Raw genomic sequence first — 21,560 nt, forward strand, 5'->3', positions numbered from 1 at the left:
GGCGGCCTTGCCGCCAACCCTAGCGCACCTTGCGCAACGTGCGCAGCCCCACCGTCAATAGCAGCAAGGCCAGCACGGCCAGCGCCAGCAACTGCCCCGGCGCCAGCGTTCCCTTCATCGCACGGCCGTCGTACACGGGCAGCTTCGCCGCATCGCTTGGTGTGAACGGGCGCTCATCAAACATGTACGGATAGAAGAACTGCCGCAGCCGCGTGTGATACGCCCCGATGCGGTCGTGATACGCCAGTTGCGACGCCAGGTCGGTGTCGGCCAGCCGGTGCAGCAGCACCTGCACGTTCACCGATGCCAATAGCAGCCCGGCGCGCGCGGTCCAGTCTTCGCGCGCCTCCATGCTGGCGCGGTACTGCGCCACGCTTGGCGCCACCGCATCGTCGCCCGCCTGGTGCATCGCGTAATACCATTTCCAGTGGAAGCGCCCGGTGACCGGCGCCGTGTCCTTCCATTCGGGATGCGTGCGGAAGAATTTCTCGAACGTGTCAAGCTTGGGCACGTCCCACGCCGAGTGCACGGCCTGGCGTTGCGCCAGCGCCAGCTCGACGCCTTTCGACACCGGCGACAGGCGCGCGATGCCCGCATCGGCCAGTGTCGGCAGGATCATCGTCAGTCCCACCAGGCTCGCCAGCAGGATCGCGGCGCTGCTGGCCGACGTGCGGGCACGCGCCGCCACCCAGGCCGCCAGGCCGAACCAGAACGCCAGGTACAGCGTCGCCACCAGCGCAATCTGCGCGAAGCCAATCACGCCAGCCCCGGCGACAAACGTACCCACCGCCAGCGGCAGCAGCGCGGCCAGCCACAGCAATCCGTAGCGCAAACCGACGCGGCGGCGCCAGGTGTCGGCTGCGCCTTTCGGCAGGGATGCCAGCAGTCGCAGGCGGCCGGCTTCGCGCTCGCTCGAGACCAGATCGTGCATCAGCGCGATGACGAACAGCGGCGTCAGGTACACCAAGACGAACGCGAAATCGAAGCGCCCCGGCATCGCCAGTTCGGGATTGATCGACTCCGATTCGTACAGCTGCGACTGCAGACCAAGGATGCGCACGCGCAGCGCCGACGGCTGCAGATCGCGCCCGCCGATGGCGGCAAACGCCAGTGGCGACGGCGGATTGACGGTCAGGTGCGGCAGGTAGTAGCCGACCGCGCCGGCTTCGGCATTGTTACTGCGTAACTGCGTCGCCAGGATGGCCGCGTGGTCATGGGCATGGCTTGCGGCGATGCGCTCGAGCGTGGCGCGCTGCTGGTTCACGGCGTGCAGTCCGGTCCAGACCGACAGCGCGGACAACAGCGTTAGCAGTACGACAGCGCCGACGGCCAGACGCGAGTGCGCGATCTGGCGCAGTTCAAGAAGGTATGTTTTCATGCCGGATTCCTTTCGAGGCGTTTGGCGACCCAGCCGCCGATGGCGCATAACGCCAGCAGCCAGCCGCCCAGCAGGGCGAACGCAGGCCAGGCGTGGCGCGCGGCGACGTCGCCGAACGGGGCAGGGGCGTAGCCGAAGCGCGGCGTATCTTCCCAGTGGTGCTTGTCAATGCGCTCGTCGCCGGCGCCAGTGGGCGTGACGACGTTGACGTGCAGGCCGTTGAGGCGCTGGACGAACGCGTAGCGGTAACGTTCCCCTTCGAGCAGGAAGCGTGCGTGGCTGTCGAGGTTGGTGCCGGACAGCGCGGTCGACATGCGGCGCAGCGCGATCAGCGGACTGGCCACGCTGGCCGAATGGACGATCGCGCTTTCCTCGGTCTGGCGCGCATGATCGGCGCGCATGAATTCATCGAACAGAGCGCTCGTCATGCGCTCGCCCTCGGCCATCAACAGGCCGCTGTAGTTGACCGGCAGGTCTTCCACGCGCGTCACACCGTAGTGTTGCAAGGTGCGCGCCCGGAACGCGTTGAAGTACGGGTCGTCCGGATTGTGGGTATCGCCGATCGCGGCCAGGCGCTCGTGGATGGCGACCTCGGTTTCAATGCGGCTCGGGCGGCCCACGTCGCCGGCCGCGACATCGGGCATCACGCGCGGCAGCAGGATCGCCGTGACGATCCAGCCGGCTACCAGCGCAAGCAGCGCATCGCGCGCACGGGGCAGCGATGCCGACACCAGCACGGCGGCCACGACCCATACCAGCAGGTATAGCGCATACCCGGCCAGCAGCGCGATCGCCTCGGCGGCGACGGCCGGGTGCACGACGGCGATCGCCACGAGGGCGATGAAGGCAGGCGCGCCCAGCAGCAGCGCCACACCCGCGTGGGCCGCGAGTTTGCCAAGCAACAGCGTCGCGCCGCGGACACCCTGCACGATCTGCAGCCGCAACTGACCACGTTCACGCTCGCGCGCGACGCTGCCGAAAGCGAGAAACACGATCAGCAGCGGCGTGAGCACCTGCAGGACAAAAGCCGGCGTCAGCTGGCCGAAACGCAGCAGCACCGATGACTGCGCGGCGTCGCTGAAATTGGCGCTGTTCTGGCGGTGGCCTTCCAAAAACAGCGTACTGCCAGTGAACGGATCGACGCCGAAATCGAAGAAGGCGAGGGGACTCAGTGGCCGGAACACATAGTGCCCGTAATGGACGACGCGGTGCGGGTGGCGGTCCGGCTGGTTGGCCCACTGGGCGTCGACTGTGCTCTGGAAGCGGGCCCGTTCGGCGTTCACGGCGCCCACGCGCTCATGGCTGACGACGATGGCGACAAGCGTGAGCGCCAGCATCAGGATGCCGGCGGCGACGGCCACCTGGTTGCGCAGCATGGCGCGCCACTCGCCCACGGCAACCGCGGGCAGTGCTCGAGAAACGCTCATGCGGCCTCCGTCCTGGCGGCAGCGTTAGTGGCACCGGCGTAGCGTCGGTACAGGTCGCGCACGTCATAGTGTTCGGCGCCGCTGGCGGCCACTTCGTGGCCGATGTGGCCGCGTTCCAGAAAGCCGATACGGTCGGCCACTTCGGCTGCACCCAGCAGATCGTGCGTGACCATGAAGATGGCGCTGCCCCGCGCGCGCAGATCCTGCAGCAGCGTGTTGAATTCGCTGGTGGCGTGCGGATCCAGACCCGTGGTGGGCTCGTCGAGCAGCAGCAGCGGCACCTGGCGCGCCACGGCGAGCGCGATCGCGACCTTCTGGCGCATGCCTTTCGAATAGCCGCCCAGGCGACGCGTCCATGCGGCGGGATCGAGCCGCACCGCGCGCAAGGCATCGTCAATGGTGGCGTCCATCGCTGCACCGGTCCGATCGCTGCCGGCCAGGCGCAGGAAGTAGTCGATGTTCTCGCGGGCGCTCAGGTGTTCGTAGAGGGCGACGTTTTCCGGCACGTAGGCAAGCTGGCCACGCGCGGCAAGCGGGTCGGCGGCGACGTCGATGCCGCACACGCGTACGCTGCCGGTCTGCGGTGCGAGAAAGCCGAGGAAGGCGTTGAGCGTCGTCGATTTGCCGGCGCCGTTGCCGCCCAGCAGGGCATAGATTTCACCGCGCGCAACGCGCAGGTTCAGGTCGCGCAGGACGGTCGTGGCGCCGTAGGCGACGGTCACGCCGGTCGCTTCCATGGCAGGAGTGGTCATGGTCATCGTGTTCTTTCAAAGTAAACAAGGGATGCCGGCGCACGCATGCAGCGTGCACGCTCGATGCAGACGTACGCGCAGAAGCGGCGCCGGCAAACGGGCTGGAGATGACTCGCGCCGCTACGCCGTCAGATCACGTTGGTGACCGCGTCGGCGCAAGGACGAATCAGTGGACGGACTGGTGGCGTGGTGGCGCCTGGGGGGAAGGGATCAGGTACTGGCGCCGGTAGAACGGCGCAGGGCGCGGCAGGCGCGCGAGAAGGTAGGCGACCGCCAGGAAGACGGCCAGCAGTTGTGGCGACACGGCGGGGAGGTCCGCCGTGGCATGGGCTGCGACCTGGCAGCTGACGCAGTCGGACAGTTGCTCGGCCAGGTCATGCTCGTGGTACGAGCTGCCGATGAGTTGCAGTGCCAGGATCAGCGCGCACGCACACAGGAGCAGCCGGCGCAAGGCCGTGCTGGTGTGGGTAATGCGTAAGGTATGCAACAGCGACATGCAATCCTGGTTGAACGGGTGACGAGGCAGTATAGCCCGGCCAATATGGCGCGGGCAAGGCACCAGGACGGCTGGCTTACTCGAACGCCACCAGCAGCGTGGCCAGGCTGATGCAGACAACAGCAACTACGCCGATGCGCTGGCGCAGGCGGCGACTGCTCGCGACGATGTCTTTCGCGATATGACGGCGTGGCTTTTTTGGATTGCTGCGGTCGACGGCGGTCGCCGTATGGATCGGCGTGCGGTGACGCTGGACTTGTTCGGTGTGCATAAATGGCTCCAGTTGCAGGCCCCGGCGGTGCAAGGTCAGTAGTGGTAGTAATGTACTCGTGCTTGTGTTTGAGGCAATAAACAATCCTAGCATGCACGCATTGGGTTGTGGAAGGCCACGTTGTCAACCGTGCGCGCATACGGACAGCCACCACACCGGCCTGCAATGCCGTCCAAAAAGAGGCGCTGCGCAATCGTAGTGCGCCGCGCGCGCCATGCTGCGGTGCACCGCAGCGGTGGCTATTCTCGCGCTCACTCTGCGGCGGCCACTGGCACGAAGCTTGCGTAACGACTCATGCGCAACGGAGCGCACGAGGTGCATGCCAACGCTGGCCCGCCTCCCCGGACAACGACGTCTACCAATGCATGAACACGTTCATGTGGGGTAGCCGTTTTTTTTTTGCCTGATCACTTTTTGGGATTTGCGATGGAAAATCAACAGCGTCAAGCGCAGGGCAATTCGTCCACCGGCACGAACGTCGACGGGACGCGCAGGAACATCATTCAGGGTGCCTCGCTGGCAGCAGCCGGTGGCCTCTTGGGGCTGGGCGGGGGCGGGGCATGGGCAGCGGGATCGGACAAGCCCGAAAAGACCGAGATCAGGATCGGCTTCATTCCGTTGACCGATTGCGCATCGGTCGTGATGGCGTCGGTGCTGGGCTTCGACAAGAAATACGGCGTCAAGTTTGTGCTGAGCAAAGAGGCCTCATGGGCCGGCGTGCGCGACAAGCTCGCCAATGGTGACCTGGATGCCGCCCACGTGCTGTATGGCCTGCTGTACGGCGTGCAGATGGGCATTGGTGGCCAGAAGAAGGACATGGCCGTGCTGATGGGGCTGAACAACAACGGCCAGGCCATCACGCTGTCCAAGCAACTGGCCACCAAGGGCGCGGTCGACGGCGCCTCGCTGGCCAAACTGATGCGCACCGAAAAGCGCGACTACACGTTCGCGCAAACGTTCCCGACCGGCACCCACGCGATGTGGCTGTACTACTGGCTCGCCGCCAACGGCATCAATCCGATGAAGGATGCCAAGGTCATCACCGTGCCGCCGCCGCAGATGGTGGCCAATATGCGCATCGGGAACATGGACGGCTTCTGCGTCGGCGAGCCGTGGGGCCACCGTGCCATCATGGACGGCATCGGCATCACGGCCACGACGACCCAGGACATCTGGCGCGACCACCCCGAGAAAGTGCTGGGCTCGACGCTGGCGTTCGCGAAAGCCAATCCGAACACCTGCCGCGCGATGATGGCCGCCATTCTGGAGGCAGGCAAGTGGATCGATGCGTCGCTGGCCAACAAGAACAAGATGGCCGAAGTGATCGCCGCCAAGTCGTATGTCAACACCAGCAAGGATGCGATCGACCAGCGCATCATGGGCCGCTACCAGAACGGCATGGGCAAGACCTGGGACGACGCGAACCACATGAAGTTCTACAACGATGGCCTGGTCAACTTCCCGTACCTGTCCGACGGCATGTGGTTCATGACGCAGCACCGCCGCTGGGGCCTGCTCAAGACCGATCCGGATTACCTGGCGGTGGCCACGGCGGTCAACCAGGTGCAGTTGTACAAGGATGCGGCGACGATGACCAAGACGCCGGTCCCGGCGGGCTTGCTGCGCACATCGAAGCTGATGGACGGCACCGTGTGGGACGGCAAGAACCCCCAGGCGTATGCCGCGTCGTTCAAGGTCAAGGCTTGACCATTCACCCGTACTGCGAGGAGCCGTCATGAATGCCCTGTTGAAATCCGTTCCCAACGAGCCGGCGCCAGTGCCGGTGGCCGTCAGCGGCCCGGCGCGCACGGTCCCGCCGCGCAAGCCGGCCGCCGCCCTCGCTGCACGTCGCGCGCAGCCGTTTGCCACGGCGGTCCGGCGCGTGGCACCGCCACTGACCGGCATCGCGCTCGTGCTGCTGGTCTGGCAGGTGATCGCCGCGCAGAACGAGGCGTTTCCGTCGCCGCTGGTCACGTGGCAGGCAGCGCTCGAACTGTTCGCCGACCCGTTCTACCGCAACAGCCCCAACGATCAGGGCATCGGCTGGAACGTGCTGGCGTCGCTGCAGCGCGTGGCGATCGGCTTCGGCCTGGCGGCGCTGATCGGGATTCCGCTGGGCTTCGTGATCGGGCGCGTGCAATTTGTCAGCCGCATGTTCGGCCCGATCATCAGCCTGCTCAAGCCGGTCTCGCCGCTGGCCTGGCTGCCGATTGGCCTGCTGGTCTTCAAGTCGGCCGACCCGGCGGCGATCTGGTCGATCTTCATCTGCTCGATCTGGCCAATGATCATCAACACGGCCGTCGGCGTGCAGCGCGTGCCGCAGGACTACATGAACGTGGCGCGCGTGCTGAACCTGTCGGAATGGAAGATCCTCACCAAGATCCTGCTGCCATCGGCACTGCCGTACATCCTGACCGGCGTGCGTCTGGCAATCGGCACCGCGTGGCTCGTCATCGTCGCGGCGGAAATGCTGACCGGCGGTGTGGGCATCGGCTTCTGGGTATGGGACGAGTGGAACAACCTGAACGTGGCGCACATCATCATCGCGATTGCCATCATCGGCGTGGTCGGCCTGCTGCTCGAACTGGCGTTGGTATCGCTGGCACGCGCACTGACCCACGAACAAGTGGCTAACTAAAAAGGGTTTCGATCATGGACGAACTGCAAAAGAAATTCATCGACATCACCGGCGTCGAGATGGCGTTTCATACGAAGAAGGGCGTGTTTCCGGCGTTGCAGGGGATCGACCTGACGGTCAGCAAGGGCGAATTCATCACGCTGATCGGCCACTCGGGCTGCGGCAAGTCGACGCTGCTGAACCTGGTCGCCGGACTACTCAAACCGACGGCAGGCCTGCTGATCTGCGCCGGCCGCGAGATTGGCGGGCCGTCACCGGAGCGCGCGGTGGTGTTCCAGAATCACTCGTTGCTGCCGTGGCTGACGTGCTACGAGAACATCCACCTGGGTGTCGAGCGGGTGTTTGGCGGGGCTGAATCCCGTGCGCAGTTGCGTGAGCGGACGATGGAAGCGCTGGCGCTGGTGGGCTTGACGAGCGCCGAGACCAAGCGGCCGCATGAGATCTCGGGTGGCATGAAGCAGCGCGTCGGCATCGCGCGGGCGCTGGCGATGCAGCCGAAGGTGCTGCTGATGGACGAGCCGTTCGGCGCACTCGATGCGCTCACGCGGGCGCATTTGCAGGACGAGCTGCTCAAGATCGTGGCGGCCACGAAATCCACGGTGGTGATGGTGACGCACGATGTGGACGAGGCGGTGCTGTTGTCGGACCGGATCGTCATGCTGACCAACGGCCCGGCAGCGACGATCGGCGAGATCGTCGCCGTGGAACTCGAGCGGCCGCGCGACCGGGTAGCGCTGGCGCAGGATGCGCGCTATACCGAGCATCGCCGGCAGGTGCTGGAGTTCTTGTACCGCAAGCAGGCGAATCCGGCCGTGGCAGCCTGATTACGTGGCTTTTTTCTTCTGCACCTGACGCTGCTGCTGCTTGCGCTGCGTCTGGTTGCGGTTCTGCTTGCCTTCGTGGAGCGCGGTGGCATCCAGCTTGGCTTGCTCGGCGGTGCGCAGTTCTTCCTTGTCGTCGTGAGCGACGAAGTAATCGTTGGCTTGCGCGTCGACCACCAGCTTGATCGCCGCTTCGTCGGTGAGGTCATACATCTCCGTGAGGAGCGTGGTCACCTCGTCGAGAAAATCTTCATAAGTCATGGTGCGATCATCCTAATGTGAGCGGAATACAAAAAAGCCAACCCGAAGGTTGGCTTTTTTGCTGAATCTTTGGTAGGCCGTGCGGGATTCGAACCTGCGACCAACGGATTAAAAGTCCGCTGCTCTACCAGCTGAGCTAACGACCCGAAGAAGCAAGATTATAGGGGGCGACACGGGTGCTGTCAAATGCCGCGCCCGGTGTGTGGCTCACGTGTGTCGCGTGCCCGACGGCTTACTTCAGCGACGCCAGGCGATCGCGCGCAGTCTGCGCGGCGCTCGAATCCGGGTACTTCGCCACCAGCGTCTGGAGCGACTTCTTCGCGTTCTTGTTGTCCTTGAGCAGGGCGTAGCTGCTGGCGATATTGAGCATCGCGTCCGGCACCTTCGGGCTCGTGGCGTAGGTGGTGGTGACGACCTGCTGCGCTGCGATGGCCTTCTTGTAGTCGCCCAGCGCGTAGAAGGTGTTGCCGAGCCAGTACTGCGCATTCGAAGCGTACGGCGACTGCGGGTACTGGCGGACGAATTCCTGCAGCGCGACCGAGGCGCCCTTGTAGTCGCCGGCCTGGAACTGGGCGGTGGCGGCTTCGTATGCGGTCTTTTCGGTTGGCAGCACTTCAGCGGCCTGGCCGTCGATCACTTCCGCGCGCGGCTCGACTTTTTTCAGGCGCGCGTCGAGGTCGGCGTACAGCTGCTTCTGGCTGTTCTGGGCCTTGGCGACCTCATTGGCCAGCACTTCGATCTGGCCACGCAGGCGGGCGATTTCCTGCATCGTCTGCTCGTGCTGGTTGAGCATCTCGATCTGCACCGTCTTGTCCGATTTACTGTCGATACGTGCGGTCAGGTCGCGCGTGATGTTGTCGACCTTGGTGCGCAGGTCCAGGATGGCCTTGCGCGCTTCTTCGTCGTCGAACGGGCCGGCGACGGCGTGCAGCGGCATCGACAGGGCGAGAACGAGGCATGCGAGGCGGGACTTGGACAGTTTGAGCATAAGCGTTGTGTTCTTTCTACTAAGCCGGTGACTTCGGCGGTTGCTGAGATAAAACAAGGGGCGGGTAGCAGTCTGCACTGCGTCCCGCCCCCTGTCAATCGAACCTGTCCGGCTTATTCAGCCGAATCGATTATTGATAGACGATGTCTGCGCGGCGGTTTTCAGCCCACGATTCTTCGTTGCTGCCAGTGGCTTTTGGCTTTTCTTCACCCAGCGACACGGCTTCGATCTGGCCTTCCGACACGCCCAGCGACGCCATCGAACGACGGACGGCTTCAGCACGCTTCTGGCCCAGGGCCAGGTTGTACTCGGTGCCGCCGCGTTCATCGGTATTGCCCTGGATCAGGACTTTACGCGACGTGTTCTTGGTCAGGAAAGCCGAGTGGTTCTGGACCACTGGCTGGCCATCAGCACGCACGACGAAGCTGTCGTAGTCGAAGTAGATGCTGCGCTTGGCCAGAACACCTTGTGGGTCGTTCAGTGGATCGACGCTGCCGGTCTGGACCGGGTTGATGTCACGTGGATCGGCAGCAGCTGGCGCTGCTGGCGTTGGCGATTTCTCGACGACCGGGGTTTCGTTCAGCTTGGTTGCCGACGAGCAAGCGGCCAGCAGGGCTGCGGTGGAAACGATGAAAGCTACACTCTTGAAGTTGCGCATGGATTTTCTCCTGTTATGGTGAGGTTTTACTTCTTACTTCATGAAGGGACCCCAGCTGGGCTCCCGAATGTTTCCCGCTTTGGTCGTCAAGCGTTGCTTGACTCGTCCATCCACAGACACCACGGCCAGCGAGGTGCGACCGCCACCCTTGGTTGCATACATGATGTACTTGCCGTTAGGCGAAAAACTCGGTTCGGTGGCCCCATCGGCCAGGCGCAGTTCCTGGCCGCTGGCCAGGTCCATCGCATATAAGGAGTAAGCGCCGCCGCGCTGCGAAATCCAGGCCAGCGTCTTGCCGTCGGACGACACGCGTGGGCTGATGTTGTAGCTGCCATTGAACGTCACGCGGGTGGCGTTGCCACCGGCTGCGCTCATCTTGTAGATTTGCGGGCCGCCGCTGCGGTCGCTCGTGAAATAAATGGTCCGGCCGTCGGCCGAGAACTGTGGCTCGGTATCGATCGCCGGGTTGTTGGTCAGGCGCTTGTGGCCGGTACCGCCCGAATTGACCGAGTAGATTTCGGTGTTCCCGTCCTTCGACAGGGCCACGGCCAGCGTCGAGCCGTCCGGCGACCACGATGGCGCCGAGTTGTTGCCCTTCTGGTTCGAGATCACGTTGCGGCGACCCGTCATCAGGTCTTGCAGATACACGACCGGCTTGCGGTCTTCCATCGAGACGTAGGCGACTTTCGAGCCGTCCGGCGACCAGGATGGCGAAATGATCGGCTCCTTGCCCTGGGTGGCGATGACTTCGTTCTCGCCGTCGGCGTCCGACACGGCCAGCACATAGCGCTTGGCGCCGCTGTCGGCCTTCACGTAGGCGATGCGGGTCGAGAAGATGCCGCGCACACCGGTCAGCTTTTCATAGACGTCGTCGGCGATGCGGTGCGCCTGCAGGCGCGTGTAGCGGGGCTGGACTTCGCCGCCCATCTGCGAGATTTCGCCGCCCTTGACCGTGTCCATCAGCTTGTAGCGGATGGCAAAACGGCCGTCGGGTTGCTTGGAGACGCTGCCGACCACGAGCGCGTCGGCGCCGCTGGCCTTGAAGGCGGCCAGGTTGATGCTGCCGGCGTCGCGGTCGCTGATGACCTGGCCGGCGTCGATGACCTTGAACACGCCACTGCGCTCGAGGTCGGCGCGGATGACGGCCGAGACTTTATCGGGTGCGACGGATTCGTCGGCGAAGGCCGCAATGGCGACCGGGATCTGGTTGCTGCCAACACCGGCGATTTCGATTTGCAGCTGCGCATTGGCTGCCGATCCCATGGCAAGGGAAGCGCTAAACAGCAGGAAATGGATTTTTTTCATAGTTTCTCTTGTAAAACTGGTTCGAACCGAATCAATCGTAATCGCGCATCGAGAAATTCACGTCAAGCGTACGCTCCACGGTCCCGTCCTTCTTTTTGGGCAGTGGCGATGCTTTCTTGATACCATTTTCCACTGCCCTGTCAAATTCTGGCACACCGCTGCTTTTCACCAACCGAACCGACATGATTTCACCGGTCGGCAACTGCTCGACGCGGAACGTGGCGCGTGGATTGCCCGATACATCGGTGTTGCCCGGGTAAGCCGTGCTGCTCTTGATGGCCGCCGTGATCGCAGCGATATAACCGCCGTCCGATTTCGGCCCCGTCGACTTTGCAGCGCTGCCGCCGCTGCCCATGGCGCCGCTCATCCGCTTGAGCTCATCGGCCCGGAATTTCGCGAGCTTGGCGTCTTCGGCAGCGGCCGCCTTGGCCTTGGCAGCGTCCGCTTTCTTCTTGTCGGCAGCCGCCGCCAACTGATCAGCTTTCTTTTTCTCGTCTGCTTCTTTTTTCTTCTCCGCCGCGGCCAGCGCTGCTGCTTTCTTGTCGGCTTCTTTCTCGGCTTCTTTCTTCTTCTCGTCCGCTTCCTTCTTGGCGAGCAGCTCTTTTTCTTTCTCTTTCTGCTTGCGCTCGGCCTCGTCCTTCTTCTTTTGCTCGGCCAGCTTTTCTTCACGCTCGCGTTTTTCCGCGTCGCGCTTCTCGGCCAGCGCCTTTTTCTTCGCTTCCTCGGCCTTGCGTTCTTTCTCGCGCTGCAATGCGATGTCCGGTGCCGGCTTCGGGGCCGGCTCCTCGACCACCGGTGGCGGTGGCGGCGGTGGTGGCGTGCGCACGGGTTCCGGCGTCGGCTCGGGTGCTGGTTCCGGTTCAGGCGTTGGCTCGGGCTCCGGAGCAGGCTCGAGCGGCAACTCGGGCGCGGCAGCCGTCTGCACCGACATGTCCCATACTTCGGCCTCGACAGTGATCGGCGTCTTGGCCGTCCAGCTCACGCCGATCCACAGAAACGCCAGCAACGCGGCGTGCACGGCCACTGCCAGCAGGAACGATGGCAGTCGGCTCGGTTCGGGCGGCACGTGGTACGGCACGCCGGCGTTGTCTGGCTTTATTTCGGGCATATTCTAGGCATCAATGCATCGACATCACTGGGTGGCCAGGCCAACCCGGTTGATACCCATCTTCTTGGCTTCCGAGATCAGTTGGATGACGTCGTCGTACTTGCTCTCGCGGTCGCCCGCGATCAGCACCGGATAATCGGGATGTTCTTCATGCAGCGCGCGCAGGCGCTGCAGCAGGGCAGAGCGGTCGGCCACATCTTCCTGGGCCACGCGCCCCTTGCCCTGCACGCCGATCGACAGGCGATTTTCGGGCTCGATCGACACCTGGATATAGGTGTCCGGCGGCAGCGCCGACTTCTCGGCGCGCGGCAGGTTGACCACACTTGGCGCCTGGTTGGCCGGCACTGCCATGAAAATAATGAGCAGCACCAGCATCACGTCGATGTAGGGCACGACGTTGATTTCGGATTTGAGCTTGCGGCGACGTCCACCGCGCATGCTGCTGGAAAAGGCCATGAACAGTCTCCCCCAATCAGCGCGACTGGCGCTGGAGAATGTTCGAGAATTCTTCGACGAAGCTCTCGAAGCGGTTGCCCAGGCGGTCGATATCGTGGGTGAAGCGGTTGTACGCCACCACGGCCGGGATTGCAGCAAACAGGCCGATCGCGGTGGCGATCAGTGCTTCGGCAATGCCTGGGGCGACGATCGCCAGCGTGGCTTGCTCGACACTGGCCAGGCCGCGAAACGCGTTCATGATGCCCCAGACGGTACCCAGCAGGCCAATGTACGGCGAGACCGAGCCGACTGACGCCAAAAAGTTCAGGTGCGATTCAAGGGCATCGAGTTCACGCTGGAACGATGCGCGCATGGCGCGACGTGCGCCGTCGAGCACCGAATTCATGTCGAGCGTTTCGCGCGACGCTTGCTTGCCCTTGATGAATTCACCCATGCCGGACTCGAAGATGCGGGCCAGGGCGCCGCTCTGGTCGCGCTGGCTGCTGGCGCTCTGGTGCAGTGTGTGCAGATTGCCACCGGCCCAGAAGCTGCGCTCGAACTGCTCGGTCTGCGCACGTGCGGCGCGGATCGCGAACACCTTGCGGAAGATGTACGTCCAGCTCACGATCGACAGCAGCAACAGCAAGGCCATAATCAATTGCACCAGCACGTGGGCATTGCCGATCAGGGCGACGAATGAAAGGTCTGGGGTGACGGTCATGGGCGAATTATCTAGGGATGGATTCAGGCGGCACGCATTTTAGCAGCCACGTGGTCAGGCAAGGGGCGCGGGCGCATTGTGGCAATATCGACACAACACACGGTCACGCTGGCCGTATTGAGCAGGGTGTCACCGCACCAGGCCTGCTGCAGGAACTGGACCGATGCGCGGCCCAGTTTGGCAACACTGGTCTGTATCGTCAGCTCGTCATCGAGACGCGCCGCCGCGTGGTAGTCGAGGGTCACGGTCTTGACGACAAAGGCGGTGTTGTCTGCATCGAGCAGAGCTTGCTGTTGTACGCCAAGTGCGCGCAGCCATTCGGTACGGGCACGTTCAAAGAATTTCAGGTAGTTGGCATAGAAAACAATGCCGCCGGCGTCGGTATCTTCGTAATACACCCTGACTGGCCAGTTAAAAACTGAAGACATTGTTACTGCCGATACATGAAAATGAGAAATATTCTACGCGAGTTTCCTTCTCGACATGTCTGTTAAAGAACATTAGCGCGGAAATTACTTACGTAGCCCTCGCACGAAACCGTGCTTTTGGGCGGTAGTAGACTTGATACGTAGCAAAAAGACCAATCACTGTAACATTTTCTCACAAATGGCGAGCGCGTTTCTGGTTGCCCTGCTTGAAGCCTGCTCGATGCCTGCGCGGGTGGCCCGCGCAGGCCAGCGCGACGTCAGGCGCGCTTGATCGTGAACGGCGAGAAGCCCTGGCAGGTCGGCATCAGTTCGATGCTGTTCACATTCACGTGCGGTGGCAGCGTCGCGATCCAGTAGGCGGTGTCGGCAATGTCTTTCGCGCTCAGTGGCGTCGTGCCTTCATACACCTTGGCGGCGGCCGAATCGTCGCCCTTGAAGCGTACGTTCGAGAATTCCGTGCCGCCGGACAGGCCTGGCGCCAGATTGGTGGCGCGCACGCCCGTACCGACGAGGTCGGCGCGCAGATTGAGCGTGAACTGTTCGACAAACGCCTTGGTGGCGCCGTACACATTACCGCCCGGGTAAGGATAGTGGCCGGCGGTCGAGCCGATATTGATCACCAGTCCGCTGCCGCGCGCGACCATGTCGGGAAGAACGAGACGGGTCATCGTCACCAGTCCCTTGCAATTGGTGGCGATCATGGTTTCCCAGTCTTCCAATGGCACTTCGTGCGCCGGCACCGTGTTGAGGGCCAGGCCGGCATTGTTGATCAGCACATCGATCTGTTTCCACTCGGCCGGTAGGCCGGCCAGCGCCGTCTCGATCGACGTGCGGCTGGTGACGTCCAGCGTTACCGGCAGGGCTGAGTTGCCGAGCTCGGCGGCCAGATCGGCGATGCGATCGGTACGGCGGGCTGCCAGGATCACGCGGTGGCCGTTCGAAACGAAGGTGCGCGCCATTTCGGCGCCGAAGCCGGCCGATGCGCCGGTGATGAGGACGATCATGATGAATCCTTGAAGGAAGCGATGCGTGAGTGGTAGGCGGGCAGAAGCAGTAGTAGTAAAAGCAGTCGTAGAAGCAGCAGCGCAAAATTGTAGCCGAAATGACCACCGGCGCGTGGCGGGCCGTCCATTCCCCGCTTTCCTTGCCCTTCAATGGGGAGTTCAGTACAATTTGCGGACTTTACGTCTCACGTAACTGGCGAAACACCGCACCAGCGCCACCGAATGGTGCGCGGCGCGGCAAAGGTGGGCACCCACCGGGGAACGTGAGACGCCATACGCCGTTCGCCTGGGCAGCCATCAACCGGTACGCGTTCGATCGCGGCTGCCCGCGCCCTATTGGCTCCCGCATCCGCACACAGCGCCGCTCGTTGCCTGGATTACTACCGATTGGAGTTTTACATGTTTGCTAAAGACCATACGCTGGCCAATGTCGATCCGGATCTGTGGAATGCCATTCAGAAGGAAAACGTTCGTCAGCAAGACCACATCGAACTGATCGCGTCCGAAAACTACACCTCGCCAGCCGTCATGGAAGCGCAGGGCTCGCAACTGACCAACAAGTATGCCGAAGGTTATCCGGGCAAGCGCTACTACGGCGGCTGCGAATACGTTGACGTCGTCGAGCAACTGGCGATTGACCGCCTGAAGCAATTGTTTGGCGCCGAAGCCGCCAACGTGCAGCCGAACTCGGGTTCGCAAGCGAACCAGGGCGTGTTCTTCGCCGTCCTCAAGCCGGGCGACACGATCATGGGCATGTCGCTGGCCGAAGGCGGTCACCTGACCCACGGCATGCCACTGAACATGTCGGGCAAGTGGTTCAACGTCGTCTCGTACGGCCTGACGGCTGACGAAGACATCGACTACGAGGCCCTCGAGCGCCAGGCGCACGAGCACAAGCCGAAAATGATCATCGCCGGCGCGTCGGCGTTCTCGCTGAAGATCGATTTCGAGCGCATCGCCAAGGTCGCCAAGGCGGTCGGTGCCTACTTCATGGTCGACATGGCCCACTACGCCGGCCTGATCGCTGCAGGCGAGTACCCGAATCCGGTGCCGTTCGCCGACTTCGTCACCTCGACCACGCACAAGTCGCTGCGCGGCCCGCGCGGCGGCATCATCCTGATGAAGGCCGAGCACGAGAAGATCATCAACTCGGCCATCTTCCCTGGTATCCAGGGCGGCCCGCTGATGCACGTGATCGCCGGCAAGGCCGTCGCGTTCAAGGAAGCGCTGACGCCTGAGTTCAAGACTTACCAGCAGCAGGTCGTCAGGAACGCCAAGGCACTGGCCGACACGCTGACCGCGCGTGGCCTGCGCATCGTGTCGGGTCGCACCGAATCGCACGTGATGCTGGTCGACCTGCGCGCCAAGAACCTGACCGGCAAGGAAGCCGAAGCGATCCTGGGCCAGGCGCACATGACCTGCAACAAGAACGGCATCCCGAACGACCCGCAAAAGCCGTTCGTCACGTCGGGCATCCGCCTGGGCAGCCCGGCCTTCACGACGCGTGGCTTTGTCGAAGAAGACGCCGTCACCGTGGGCAACCTGATTGCCGACGTGCTGGATAACCCGCACGACGCCGCGACCATCGAGCGCGTCAAGGGCGAAGTCAAGAAGCTGACCAGCAAGTACCCGGTCTACGCTGCCTGATTTGCTGATCTGCCTTCGCGGGCCGGTTCGCCGGCCCGGTAGTCGTCCCACGTAGTCTTGCAGCCCCGGCGCCATGAAATGTCCCTTTTGTCAGCATGAAGATACACAAGTCCTCGATACCCGCGTATCGGAGGAAGGGGACGCCATCCGGCGCCGGCGCCGCTGCGGCAAGTGCGACAAGCGCTTTACCACGTATGAGCGCATCGAACTGTCGATGCCGATTATCGTCAAGAAAAATGGCAGCCGCACCGAGTTCGCTTCGTCCAAGCTGCGCGGCAGTCTGATGCTGGCACTGCGCAAGCGGCCGGTGGCAGCCGAAGCCATCGACAAGGCCGTCGCCTCGATTGAAGAAAAGCTGCTCACCAGCGGCCTGCGTGAAGTCGACACCGGCCATGTGGGCGAGCTCGTGATGCAAGAGCTCAAGGGCCTCGACAAAATCGCGTATATCCGCTTCGCGTCCGTCTACAAGAATTTCGAAGACCTGGATTCGTTCCAGGCAGCGCTGGCCGAAGTCGGGCATCAGCACAAACTCGACAACTAATCCCTTCCCGAGGTTCCCCGAACGGCGCGGCCTACGCTTGCGCCGCCGCACGGGCGTGTAAAGCCGGCCTGATAACGTCGTAGCTCGTTATCGGGAGGCTTGCGTGCGCAATCATTCACACCACGGTTTCACGCTCATTGAAGTGCTGGTGGCGCTGTTCGTGCTCGCCATTGGTGTTGTCGGCGCGGGCGCGGCGCAACTGACGGCCGATCGTACGCGCCAGCAGGCGGCCTTGACGGCCGAAGCGGCCCAGCTGGCGGGTTCGCTGGCGGCGCGCATCACGGCGAATGGGCCCGTGGCGCGCCTGCCCGATGCGGGCAATCCCTATCTTGCGCTCGATTATGACGCCGTTGCCGACGGCCCGCCTGCCGCCGCCCCCACATGCTTTGGCACCGCCGCATGCGATCCGCTGGCACTGGCGGCGTTCGACCTTGATGAGACGCGCCTGCTTGTGCACGGCCGCTTTCCCGGCGGGCGCATTGCCGTGTGCCGCGATGCGGCGCCATGGGATGCCGGCAGCCACCGCTATCGGTGGGCCTGCAGCGGCAGCGCGCAGGCGGCGGTGGCGATCAAGATCGGCTGGCACGGCAATAACGACGCGCCGGCATTCGTGCTGATGGTGGCGCAATGACGCACGGCCGGCACCCGTGCCCGTGCCCGCACCAGCCGGGTTTTACCATCGCCGAATTCATGGTGGCGATGGTGCTCGGCCTCGCCGTGCTGCTGGCGGCAGGCTCGCTGCTGATCGGCGCCACGCGGGCGCACGCGGCGCTGCTCGACGCGGCCGAGATGGACGACGCCGGCCGCTATGCGCTGGACGCACTGGCGCGCGCCGTGCGCCTGGCGGGGCACGTCGATTGGGCGGCGCATCCGGCGCTTGACCCGGCAGCCCCGGCCGCGGTTGCCGGCCTGGATGCGGCCTCGCTGACCTACGCCGGCCCCGGCATCGAGGCCCCGCTACCACTTGCGGTCAACGGCAGCGACGTGCTGGCGCTGCGCTTTGCCGGCACCGGTGCGCCACCGGATGGCGATGGCGGCACGCTCGATTGCGCCGGCTTTCCGGTCCATCGCGATCAGGAAGGGTGGAGCATCTTCTATGTCGCGCGCAATGCGCAGGGCGACGCCGAATTGCGTTGCAAATACCGGGGCACCGGCAACTGGTCGTCCGATGCCGTGGCAGGGCATGTCGACAGCTTCCAGGTGCTCTACGGGCTCGATACCGATGGCGATGGTGCGCCCAACCGCTATGTCAACGCCAGCGCGATCCGGGCGCTGGATGCGGCGCTGTTGCTGGCCGGGTCGACTCCAGATGAGCGTGATGCCGATCTGCGCACGCGCAGCCACTGGAAGCGGGTCGCGAGCGTGCGTGTGGGCTTGCTGCTGCATGGGCCGCGCCAGGCTGCCGGCAGCGGCGCGAACCTCGTGCACTGGCTGTTCGGGCCGGGGTACGACGGTGCACTGGCCGCTGCCGATCCGGGTGTCCGGCTGGCGGCGGCCGATCTTGACGGCGACAGCGATGCGCGCCTGCGCAAGGTGTATGGCGCGGTCATTGCGTTGCCCATTGCGCTGTCCGTTTTACCTTCGGCCGCGCCGCCTGCTGCACCGCCCACAGCGCCACCCGCGTCGCCGCCCGCGTCACCACCCGCATCACCACCCACTGGACCGCGCGCTGCGCCACCCATCTCTCCGCCGTTGGCCGCACCTTGAGCCGCGCATGTGCAACCGACACTTTTCCATGCCCCGACGCCAGGCGGGCATAGCGCTGATCACCGCGCTCGTGCTGATGCTGGCGGTGCTGATGACCGGCATTGCCTCGGCGCGCGGCGCGTTGCAAAGCACCCGTGGCGCAGCGTACGAACGCGATCGCGTGCTGGCCATGCACATGGCAGAGGCCGCTTTAACCGATGCCGAACACGATATCGACGGCGGCGCGGCGCCGGGCTCGGCGCGTGCCAACGCGATCCTGGGCGGCAGTGTGGATGCGTTCATCGGTGAATGTCTGGGTGCCCGGCCGTACAACGGCCTGTGCGCGCACGACGCCGATCCCAACCGGCAACTGGCCCGGCTGGCCGTCGATGACGGGCCGGCCATCGCCTTCGGTACGTTCACCGGCGCGACGCTGCCGACGGGCGAGGGCGGCTTGCCGCTCGCGCTGCCGCGTTACCTGATCGAGCTGATGCCAGCCTCCAGCGAAGGACAGCTGTATCGCATTGCCGCGCACGGCGCCGGCAGCATGCCCGGCGCCCAGGTCGCGCTGCAGGCCTATTACCGCAAACCATCCGATGGATCGCGCGGGCGGCGCGCCGGCTGGCGCGAGGTCGGCAACTGGTCCGCACTGGTTGCCGCTGCAGCCGAATGAGCCATTAGCGCAAAACAGGCGCAAACAGACGCAAACAGGAGCAAAACGCATGACACGACATCGCAAGGGTTTCACACTGATCGAGCTGCTGGCCGTGCTGGCGATCGTCGGCATCCTGACATCGGTCGCGTATCCGTCGTATGCCCACCAGATCGTCAAGGCGCGCCGGGTCGAGGCCCAGCTGGCGCTGCTCGACCTGATGCAGCGTCAGGAACAGTACCGCGCCCAGCATCACACCTATATGGCGTTCTCCATCGCCATCAGCGCCGCCAGCACTGCCGACACGCGCCAGTTCCGCACCTGGCTCGGCAACAGTGCCGCTGCCAGCGCCTATGAGCTCGACGGCGACGCCTGTCCGGGCCAGCCCATTGCCGCCTGCATCGTGCTGCGCGCGCGGCCCGGCACGGCCAACGTCAACGCTGCATTTTCCGATCGGGAATGCGGCACGCTGACGCTGGACAGCACCGGTGCACAGGGCGCCAGCGGCGCATCGCCGCGCTGCTGGCCATGACAGAGTCGGCCGTGAACCCGCCGATGCCCCGATCCACCCGGCGCGCCCGCTGTCGCGGTGTGTCTCTGGCCGAACTGGCCGTGGTACTGGGCATGGTGGCCATCACGGCGGCGCTGGCGGCGCCCGGTCTGCACCGGATCGTGCAGGGCCAGGAACTGCGCGCGGCCGCCAGCGACTTGTACAGCGCGATCCAGCTGGCCCGTTCGCAGGCGATTGCCCGCAACGAACCGGTCATCCTCACGGCCAACGACGCGGCCGGCATCGACTGGTCGCGCGGCTGGACCGTCTACGTCGACCGCGACAACAATCGCCAGGCAGGCGCGGGCGACGACATCCTGGCCGTGCGCGCCACGCTGGCGCAAGGGGTACAGGTGGGCTATTCCTTTGCCAGCGCTGCAGCCCCGCAATACATCGCCTACAATGGCGCGGGGCGCAGTTGCAGCACGGCCAGCAGCGCCGCAGCGCGGCCGGGCACGCTGTCACTGTTCCACGGCGGTCAGGTGCGCCGTATTAAAATCAATATGCTTGGCCGCCCGCGCCTGTGCAACCCGGCCCGCGATGCCGGCTGCGACGGCGCCGCCGCACCGCCTTGAAGCAAGCCCGAAACACGCCTGAAAACCAGCGCATGGCACCAAGCGCATCGATGAAAGACCCCGTGACCCACGACAGCCAACCCATTCTCAACGACACCGAAGGCATGGCCGCGGCGCTGGCCTGGGCTGCGCGCGGCATGTTCATCACGGCGCCCAATCCGCGCATTGGCTGCGTGATCGTCAAGAACGACGTTGTCATCGGTGCCGGCCACACCCAGCCTGCCGGGCAGGCGCACGCCGAAATCCAGGCACTGCGCGACGCCGCCGCACGCGGTAACGATGTGCGCGGCGCCACCGCCTACGTCACGCTCGAGCCGTGCAGCCACCACGGCCGCACGCCGCCTTGCTCGGAGGCGCTGATTGCCGCAGGGCTGGGGCGCGTGGTGGCGGCGATGGTCGATCCCAATCCGCTTGTCGCGGGCCGTGGCTTGGCGCAGCTGGAAGCAGCCGGCATCGCGGTGCGTTCCGGGATCATGGCGCGCGAAGCGCAGGAATTGAACATTGGCTTCTTTTCGCGCATGGTGCGCGGTCTGCCGTGGGTGCGCCTCAAGGTGGCGGCAAGCCTGGACGGCGCCACGGCGCTGGCCGGCGGCGAAAGCCAGTGGATCACCGGCCCCGATGCCCGCGCCGACGGCCATGCCTGGCGTGCGCGCGCCAGTGCAATCGTCACCGGCATCGGCACCGTCAAGGCCGACAACCCGCAGCTCACCGTGCGCGGTCTTGCCACGCCGATGCAGCCGCGTCGCGTGATCGTCGACAGCCGCCTCGATATCGATCCCAATGCGCACATCCTGCAGGGCGAACCGTGCTGGCTCGTCGCGGCGCTCGAGCAGCCGGGCGACGAGAAAGCCGCCGCCCTGCGCGCCGCCGGCCACGAGGTGCTGTACCTGCCGAACTCCCACGGCAAGGTCGACCTGCCGGCCTTGATGCGCGAACTGGGCCGGCGCGAAGTCAACGAAGTGCATATCGAAGCGGGCAGCAAGCTCAATGCGTCACTGGTGCGCGAAGGCTGCGTCGACGAACTGCTGGTGTATCTGGCGCCCAGCCTGATCGGTCCGGGGCAGGGCATGTTCGACCTGCCGCCGCTCACGCAACTGACCGAGCGGCGCCAGCTGCGCTTCCACGACGTCACGCGCGTGGGCGACGACCTGCGCATCCTGGCCCGCTTTGCCGAAGCTGCTCCCCCATCCTCTGCTACCCCCAACAAGGAATAACGTC

The 21,560-nt window shown here is 64.5% G+C and carries 25 protein-coding genes, 1 tRNA gene and 1 riboswitch; of the genes, 11 read left to right on the plus strand and 15 right to left on the minus strand.

The genetic code is table 11. From position 1 onward, the window contains the following. Positions 1-19 precede the first annotated feature (19 nt). From AC56LY_RS04260 to AC56LY_RS04280, 5 genes are all read right to left on the minus strand, one after another. Positions 20-1,378 (minus strand): DUF3526 domain-containing protein, encoded by a 1,359-nt coding sequence (locus AC56LY_RS04260; protein WP_499576838.1) that lies wholly within the window; start codon positions 1,376-1,378, stop codon positions 20-22. After that, complete coding sequence (locus AC56LY_RS04265; protein ID WP_499576840.1) at positions 1,375-2,805, minus strand: DUF3526 domain-containing protein; 1,431 nt, start codon at positions 2,803-2,805, stop codon at positions 1,375-1,377. Before AC56LY_RS04265 ends, AC56LY_RS04260 begins: the two co-directional genes overlap by 4 nt. Further along, positions 2,802-3,557 (minus strand): ABC transporter ATP-binding protein, encoded by a 756-nt coding sequence (locus tag AC56LY_RS04270; RefSeq protein WP_499576841.1) that lies wholly within the window; start codon positions 3,555-3,557, stop codon positions 2,802-2,804. The genes AC56LY_RS04265 and AC56LY_RS04270 overlap by 4 nt, the downstream gene beginning before the upstream one ends. 166 nt (positions 3,558-3,723) lie before the next feature. Beyond that, positions 3,724-4,053 (minus strand): hypothetical protein, encoded by a 330-nt coding sequence (locus tag AC56LY_RS04275; protein ID WP_499555534.1) that lies wholly within the window; start codon positions 4,051-4,053, stop codon positions 3,724-3,726. A 76-nt stretch (positions 4,054-4,129) separates the two neighbouring features. Then, positions 4,130-4,324 carry a hypothetical protein gene (locus tag AC56LY_RS04280; RefSeq protein ID WP_183550491.1) on the minus strand — a complete coding sequence of 65 codons (195 nt, stop codon included), beginning with the start codon at positions 4,322-4,324 and terminating at the stop codon, positions 4,130-4,132. Between the two features lie 426 nt (positions 4,325-4,750). Between AC56LY_RS04280 and AC56LY_RS04285 the strand changes: the two genes are divergently transcribed. From AC56LY_RS04285 to AC56LY_RS04295, 3 genes are read left to right on the plus strand one after another with little or no spacing between them, the layout of a single operon-like run. Then, a complete protein-coding gene (locus tag AC56LY_RS04285) occupies positions 4,751-6,031 on the plus strand; it encodes a CmpA/NrtA family ABC transporter substrate-binding protein (RefSeq protein WP_499576842.1) in 1,281 nt (426 codons plus the stop codon). Between the two features lie 28 nt (positions 6,032-6,059). Beyond that, complete coding sequence (gene ntrB, locus AC56LY_RS04290; protein ID WP_499576844.1) at positions 6,060-6,962, plus strand: nitrate ABC transporter permease; 903 nt, start codon at positions 6,060-6,062, stop codon at positions 6,960-6,962. 14 nt (positions 6,963-6,976) lie between these two features. Continuing rightward, a complete protein-coding gene (locus AC56LY_RS04295; protein WP_499576846.1) occupies positions 6,977-7,786 on the plus strand; it encodes an ABC transporter ATP-binding protein in 810 nt (269 codons plus the stop codon). Here the strand turns inward: AC56LY_RS04295 and AC56LY_RS04300 are convergent, their stop codons facing one another. The 10 genes from AC56LY_RS04300 to AC56LY_RS04345 all read right to left on the minus strand — a co-directional run bounded on the left by AC56LY_RS04300 (position 7,787) and on the right by AC56LY_RS04345 (position 14,691). Further along, the gene (locus AC56LY_RS04300) at positions 7,787-8,044 is read right to left on the minus strand and encodes a hypothetical protein (protein ID WP_258836033.1); all 258 of its coding nucleotides are present in this window, start codon (positions 8,042-8,044) and stop codon (positions 7,787-7,789) included. It lies immediately after the preceding gene. Between the two features lie 70 nt (positions 8,045-8,114). Continuing rightward, positions 8,115-8,190 (minus strand) — tRNA-Lys (locus AC56LY_RS04305). An 86-nt stretch (positions 8,191-8,276) separates the two neighbouring features. Continuing rightward, the gene (ybgF, locus tag AC56LY_RS04310) at positions 8,277-9,032 is read right to left on the minus strand and encodes a tol-pal system protein YbgF (RefSeq protein ID WP_499576847.1); all 756 of its coding nucleotides are present in this window, start codon (positions 9,030-9,032) and stop codon (positions 8,277-8,279) included. A 130-nt stretch (positions 9,033-9,162) separates the two neighbouring features. Next, entirely contained in the window at positions 9,163-9,690 is a 528-nt protein-coding gene (gene pal / locus AC56LY_RS04315; RefSeq protein WP_499576848.1) for a peptidoglycan-associated lipoprotein Pal, read from the minus strand. Positions 9,691-9,723: 33 nt separating this feature from the next. Further along, a complete protein-coding gene (tolB, locus tag AC56LY_RS04320; protein WP_183550507.1) occupies positions 9,724-10,995 on the minus strand; it encodes a Tol-Pal system beta propeller repeat protein TolB in 1,272 nt (423 codons plus the stop codon). Between the two features lie 31 nt (positions 10,996-11,026). After that, entirely contained in the window at positions 11,027-12,103 is a 1,077-nt protein-coding gene (gene tolA, locus AC56LY_RS04325) for a cell envelope integrity protein TolA (RefSeq protein WP_499576852.1), read from the minus strand. 24 nt (positions 12,104-12,127) lie between these two features. Then, a complete protein-coding gene (locus tag AC56LY_RS04330) occupies positions 12,128-12,559 on the minus strand; it encodes a biopolymer transporter ExbD (RefSeq protein WP_499576854.1) in 432 nt (143 codons plus the stop codon). A gap of 16 nt (positions 12,560-12,575) precedes the next feature. Further along, a complete protein-coding gene (gene tolQ, locus AC56LY_RS04335) occupies positions 12,576-13,259 on the minus strand; it encodes a protein TolQ (RefSeq protein WP_499576858.1) in 684 nt (227 codons plus the stop codon). A gap of 23 nt (positions 13,260-13,282) precedes the next feature. Beyond that, entirely contained in the window at positions 13,283-13,687 is a 405-nt protein-coding gene (gene ybgC, locus AC56LY_RS04340; RefSeq protein ID WP_499576860.1) for a tol-pal system-associated acyl-CoA thioesterase, read from the minus strand. A gap of 257 nt (positions 13,688-13,944) precedes the next feature. After that, a complete protein-coding gene (locus AC56LY_RS04345; RefSeq protein WP_499576862.1) occupies positions 13,945-14,691 on the minus strand; it encodes an SDR family oxidoreductase in 747 nt (248 codons plus the stop codon). Between the two features lie 179 nt (positions 14,692-14,870). After that, positions 14,871-14,990, plus strand: a riboswitch (ZMP/ZTP riboswitch). A gap of 100 nt (positions 14,991-15,090) precedes the next feature. Between AC56LY_RS04345 and glyA the strand changes: the two genes are divergently transcribed. The 8 genes from glyA (at position 15,091) to ribD (ending at position 21,556) form a co-directional block, all read left to right on the plus strand. Further along, the gene (gene glyA / locus AC56LY_RS04350; RefSeq protein ID WP_499576864.1) at positions 15,091-16,338 is read left to right on the plus strand and encodes a serine hydroxymethyltransferase; all 1,248 of its coding nucleotides are present in this window, start codon (positions 15,091-15,093) and stop codon (positions 16,336-16,338) included. A gap of 73 nt (positions 16,339-16,411) precedes the next feature. Next, positions 16,412-16,879, plus strand: coding sequence for a transcriptional regulator NrdR (nrdR, locus tag AC56LY_RS04355; protein WP_482898045.1), 468 nt, complete (start codon positions 16,412-16,414; stop codon positions 16,877-16,879). Between the two features lie 103 nt (positions 16,880-16,982). After that, positions 16,983-17,510 (plus strand): type IV pilus modification protein PilV, encoded by a 528-nt coding sequence (pilV, locus tag AC56LY_RS04360; protein ID WP_499576866.1) that lies wholly within the window; start codon positions 16,983-16,985, stop codon positions 17,508-17,510. After that, positions 17,507-18,586, plus strand: a complete 1,080-nt coding sequence (locus AC56LY_RS04365) for a PilW family protein (protein ID WP_499576868.1) — start codon at positions 17,507-17,509, stop codon at positions 18,584-18,586. Before pilV ends, AC56LY_RS04365 begins: the two co-directional genes overlap by 4 nt. A 28-nt stretch (positions 18,587-18,614) precedes the next feature. Further along, a complete protein-coding gene (locus AC56LY_RS04370) occupies positions 18,615-19,238 on the plus strand; it encodes a pilus assembly PilX family protein (protein WP_499576870.1) in 624 nt (207 codons plus the stop codon). Positions 19,239-19,287: 49 nt separating this feature from the next. Further along, positions 19,288-19,749, plus strand: coding sequence for a type IV pilin protein (locus AC56LY_RS04375; RefSeq protein ID WP_499576871.1), 462 nt, complete (start codon positions 19,288-19,290; stop codon positions 19,747-19,749). Between the two features lie 23 nt (positions 19,750-19,772). After that, a complete protein-coding gene (locus tag AC56LY_RS04380; RefSeq protein WP_499576873.1) occupies positions 19,773-20,342 on the plus strand; it encodes a GspH/FimT family pseudopilin in 570 nt (189 codons plus the stop codon). Positions 20,343-20,446: 104 nt separating this feature from the next. After that, positions 20,447-21,556: a bifunctional diaminohydroxyphosphoribosylaminopyrimidine deaminase/5-amino-6-(5-phosphoribosylamino)uracil reductase RibD gene (ribD, locus tag AC56LY_RS04385; protein WP_499581952.1), complete on the plus strand. Its 1,110-nt coding sequence runs from the start codon at positions 20,447-20,449 to the stop codon at positions 21,554-21,556. Positions 21,557-21,560 lie beyond the last annotated feature (4 nt).

The organism is Telluria sp. ZT3P25, from assembly GCF_059685895.1.

Excerpts from the sequence above, each read along its gene's own strand:
- AC56LY_RS04260 (WP_499576838.1), bottom strand. The coding sequence starts at position 1,378 with ATGAAAACATACCTTCTTGAACTGCGCCAGATCGCGCACTCGCGTCTG.
- AC56LY_RS04265 (WP_499576840.1), bottom strand. The coding sequence starts at position 2,805 with ATGAGCGTTTCTCGAGCACTGCCCGCGGTTGCCGTGGGCGAGTGGCGC.
- AC56LY_RS04270 (WP_499576841.1), bottom strand. The coding sequence starts at position 3,557 with ATGACCACTCCTGCCATGGAAGCGACCGGCGTGACCGTCGCCTACGGC.
- AC56LY_RS04275 (WP_499555534.1), bottom strand. The coding sequence starts at position 4,053 with ATGTCGCTGTTGCATACCTTACGCATTACCCACACCAGCACGGCCTTG.
- AC56LY_RS04280 (WP_183550491.1), bottom strand. The coding sequence starts at position 4,324 with ATGCACACCGAACAAGTCCAGCGTCACCGCACGCCGATCCATACGGCG.
- AC56LY_RS04285 (WP_499576842.1), top strand. The coding sequence starts at position 4,751 with ATGGAAAATCAACAGCGTCAAGCGCAGGGCAATTCGTCCACCGGCACG.
- ntrB (WP_499576844.1), top strand. The coding sequence starts at position 6,060 with ATGAATGCCCTGTTGAAATCCGTTCCCAACGAGCCGGCGCCAGTGCCG.
- AC56LY_RS04295 (WP_499576846.1), top strand. The coding sequence starts at position 6,977 with ATGGACGAACTGCAAAAGAAATTCATCGACATCACCGGCGTCGAGATG.
- AC56LY_RS04300 (WP_258836033.1), bottom strand. The coding sequence starts at position 8,044 with ATGACTTATGAAGATTTTCTCGACGAGGTGACCACGCTCCTCACGGAG.
- ybgF (WP_499576847.1), bottom strand. The coding sequence starts at position 9,032 with ATGCTCAAACTGTCCAAGTCCCGCCTCGCATGCCTCGTTCTCGCCCTG.
- pal (WP_499576848.1), bottom strand. The coding sequence starts at position 9,690 with ATGCGCAACTTCAAGAGTGTAGCTTTCATCGTTTCCACCGCAGCCCTG.
- tolB (WP_183550507.1), bottom strand. The coding sequence starts at position 10,995 with ATGAAAAAAATCCATTTCCTGCTGTTTAGCGCTTCCCTTGCCATGGGA.
- tolA (WP_499576852.1), bottom strand. The coding sequence starts at position 12,103 with ATGCCCGAAATAAAGCCAGACAACGCCGGCGTGCCGTACCACGTGCCG.
- AC56LY_RS04330 (WP_499576854.1), bottom strand. The coding sequence starts at position 12,559 with ATGGCCTTTTCCAGCAGCATGCGCGGTGGACGTCGCCGCAAGCTCAAA.
- tolQ (WP_499576858.1), bottom strand. The coding sequence starts at position 13,259 with ATGACCGTCACCCCAGACCTTTCATTCGTCGCCCTGATCGGCAATGCC.
- ybgC (WP_499576860.1), bottom strand. The coding sequence starts at position 13,687 with ATGTCTTCAGTTTTTAACTGGCCAGTCAGGGTGTATTACGAAGATACC.
- AC56LY_RS04345 (WP_499576862.1), bottom strand. The coding sequence starts at position 14,691 with ATGATCGTCCTCATCACCGGCGCATCGGCCGGCTTCGGCGCCGAAATG.
- glyA (WP_499576864.1), top strand. The coding sequence starts at position 15,091 with ATGTTTGCTAAAGACCATACGCTGGCCAATGTCGATCCGGATCTGTGG.
- nrdR (WP_482898045.1), top strand. The coding sequence starts at position 16,412 with ATGAAATGTCCCTTTTGTCAGCATGAAGATACACAAGTCCTCGATACC.
- AC56LY_RS04365 (WP_499576868.1), top strand. The coding sequence starts at position 17,507 with ATGACGCACGGCCGGCACCCGTGCCCGTGCCCGCACCAGCCGGGTTTT.
- AC56LY_RS04370 (WP_499576870.1), top strand. The coding sequence starts at position 18,615 with ATGCCCCGACGCCAGGCGGGCATAGCGCTGATCACCGCGCTCGTGCTG.
- AC56LY_RS04375 (WP_499576871.1), top strand. The coding sequence starts at position 19,288 with ATGACACGACATCGCAAGGGTTTCACACTGATCGAGCTGCTGGCCGTG.
- AC56LY_RS04380 (WP_499576873.1), top strand. The coding sequence starts at position 19,773 with ATGCCCCGATCCACCCGGCGCGCCCGCTGTCGCGGTGTGTCTCTGGCC.
- ribD (WP_499581952.1), top strand. The coding sequence starts at position 20,447 with ATGGCCGCGGCGCTGGCCTGGGCTGCGCGCGGCATGTTCATCACGGCG.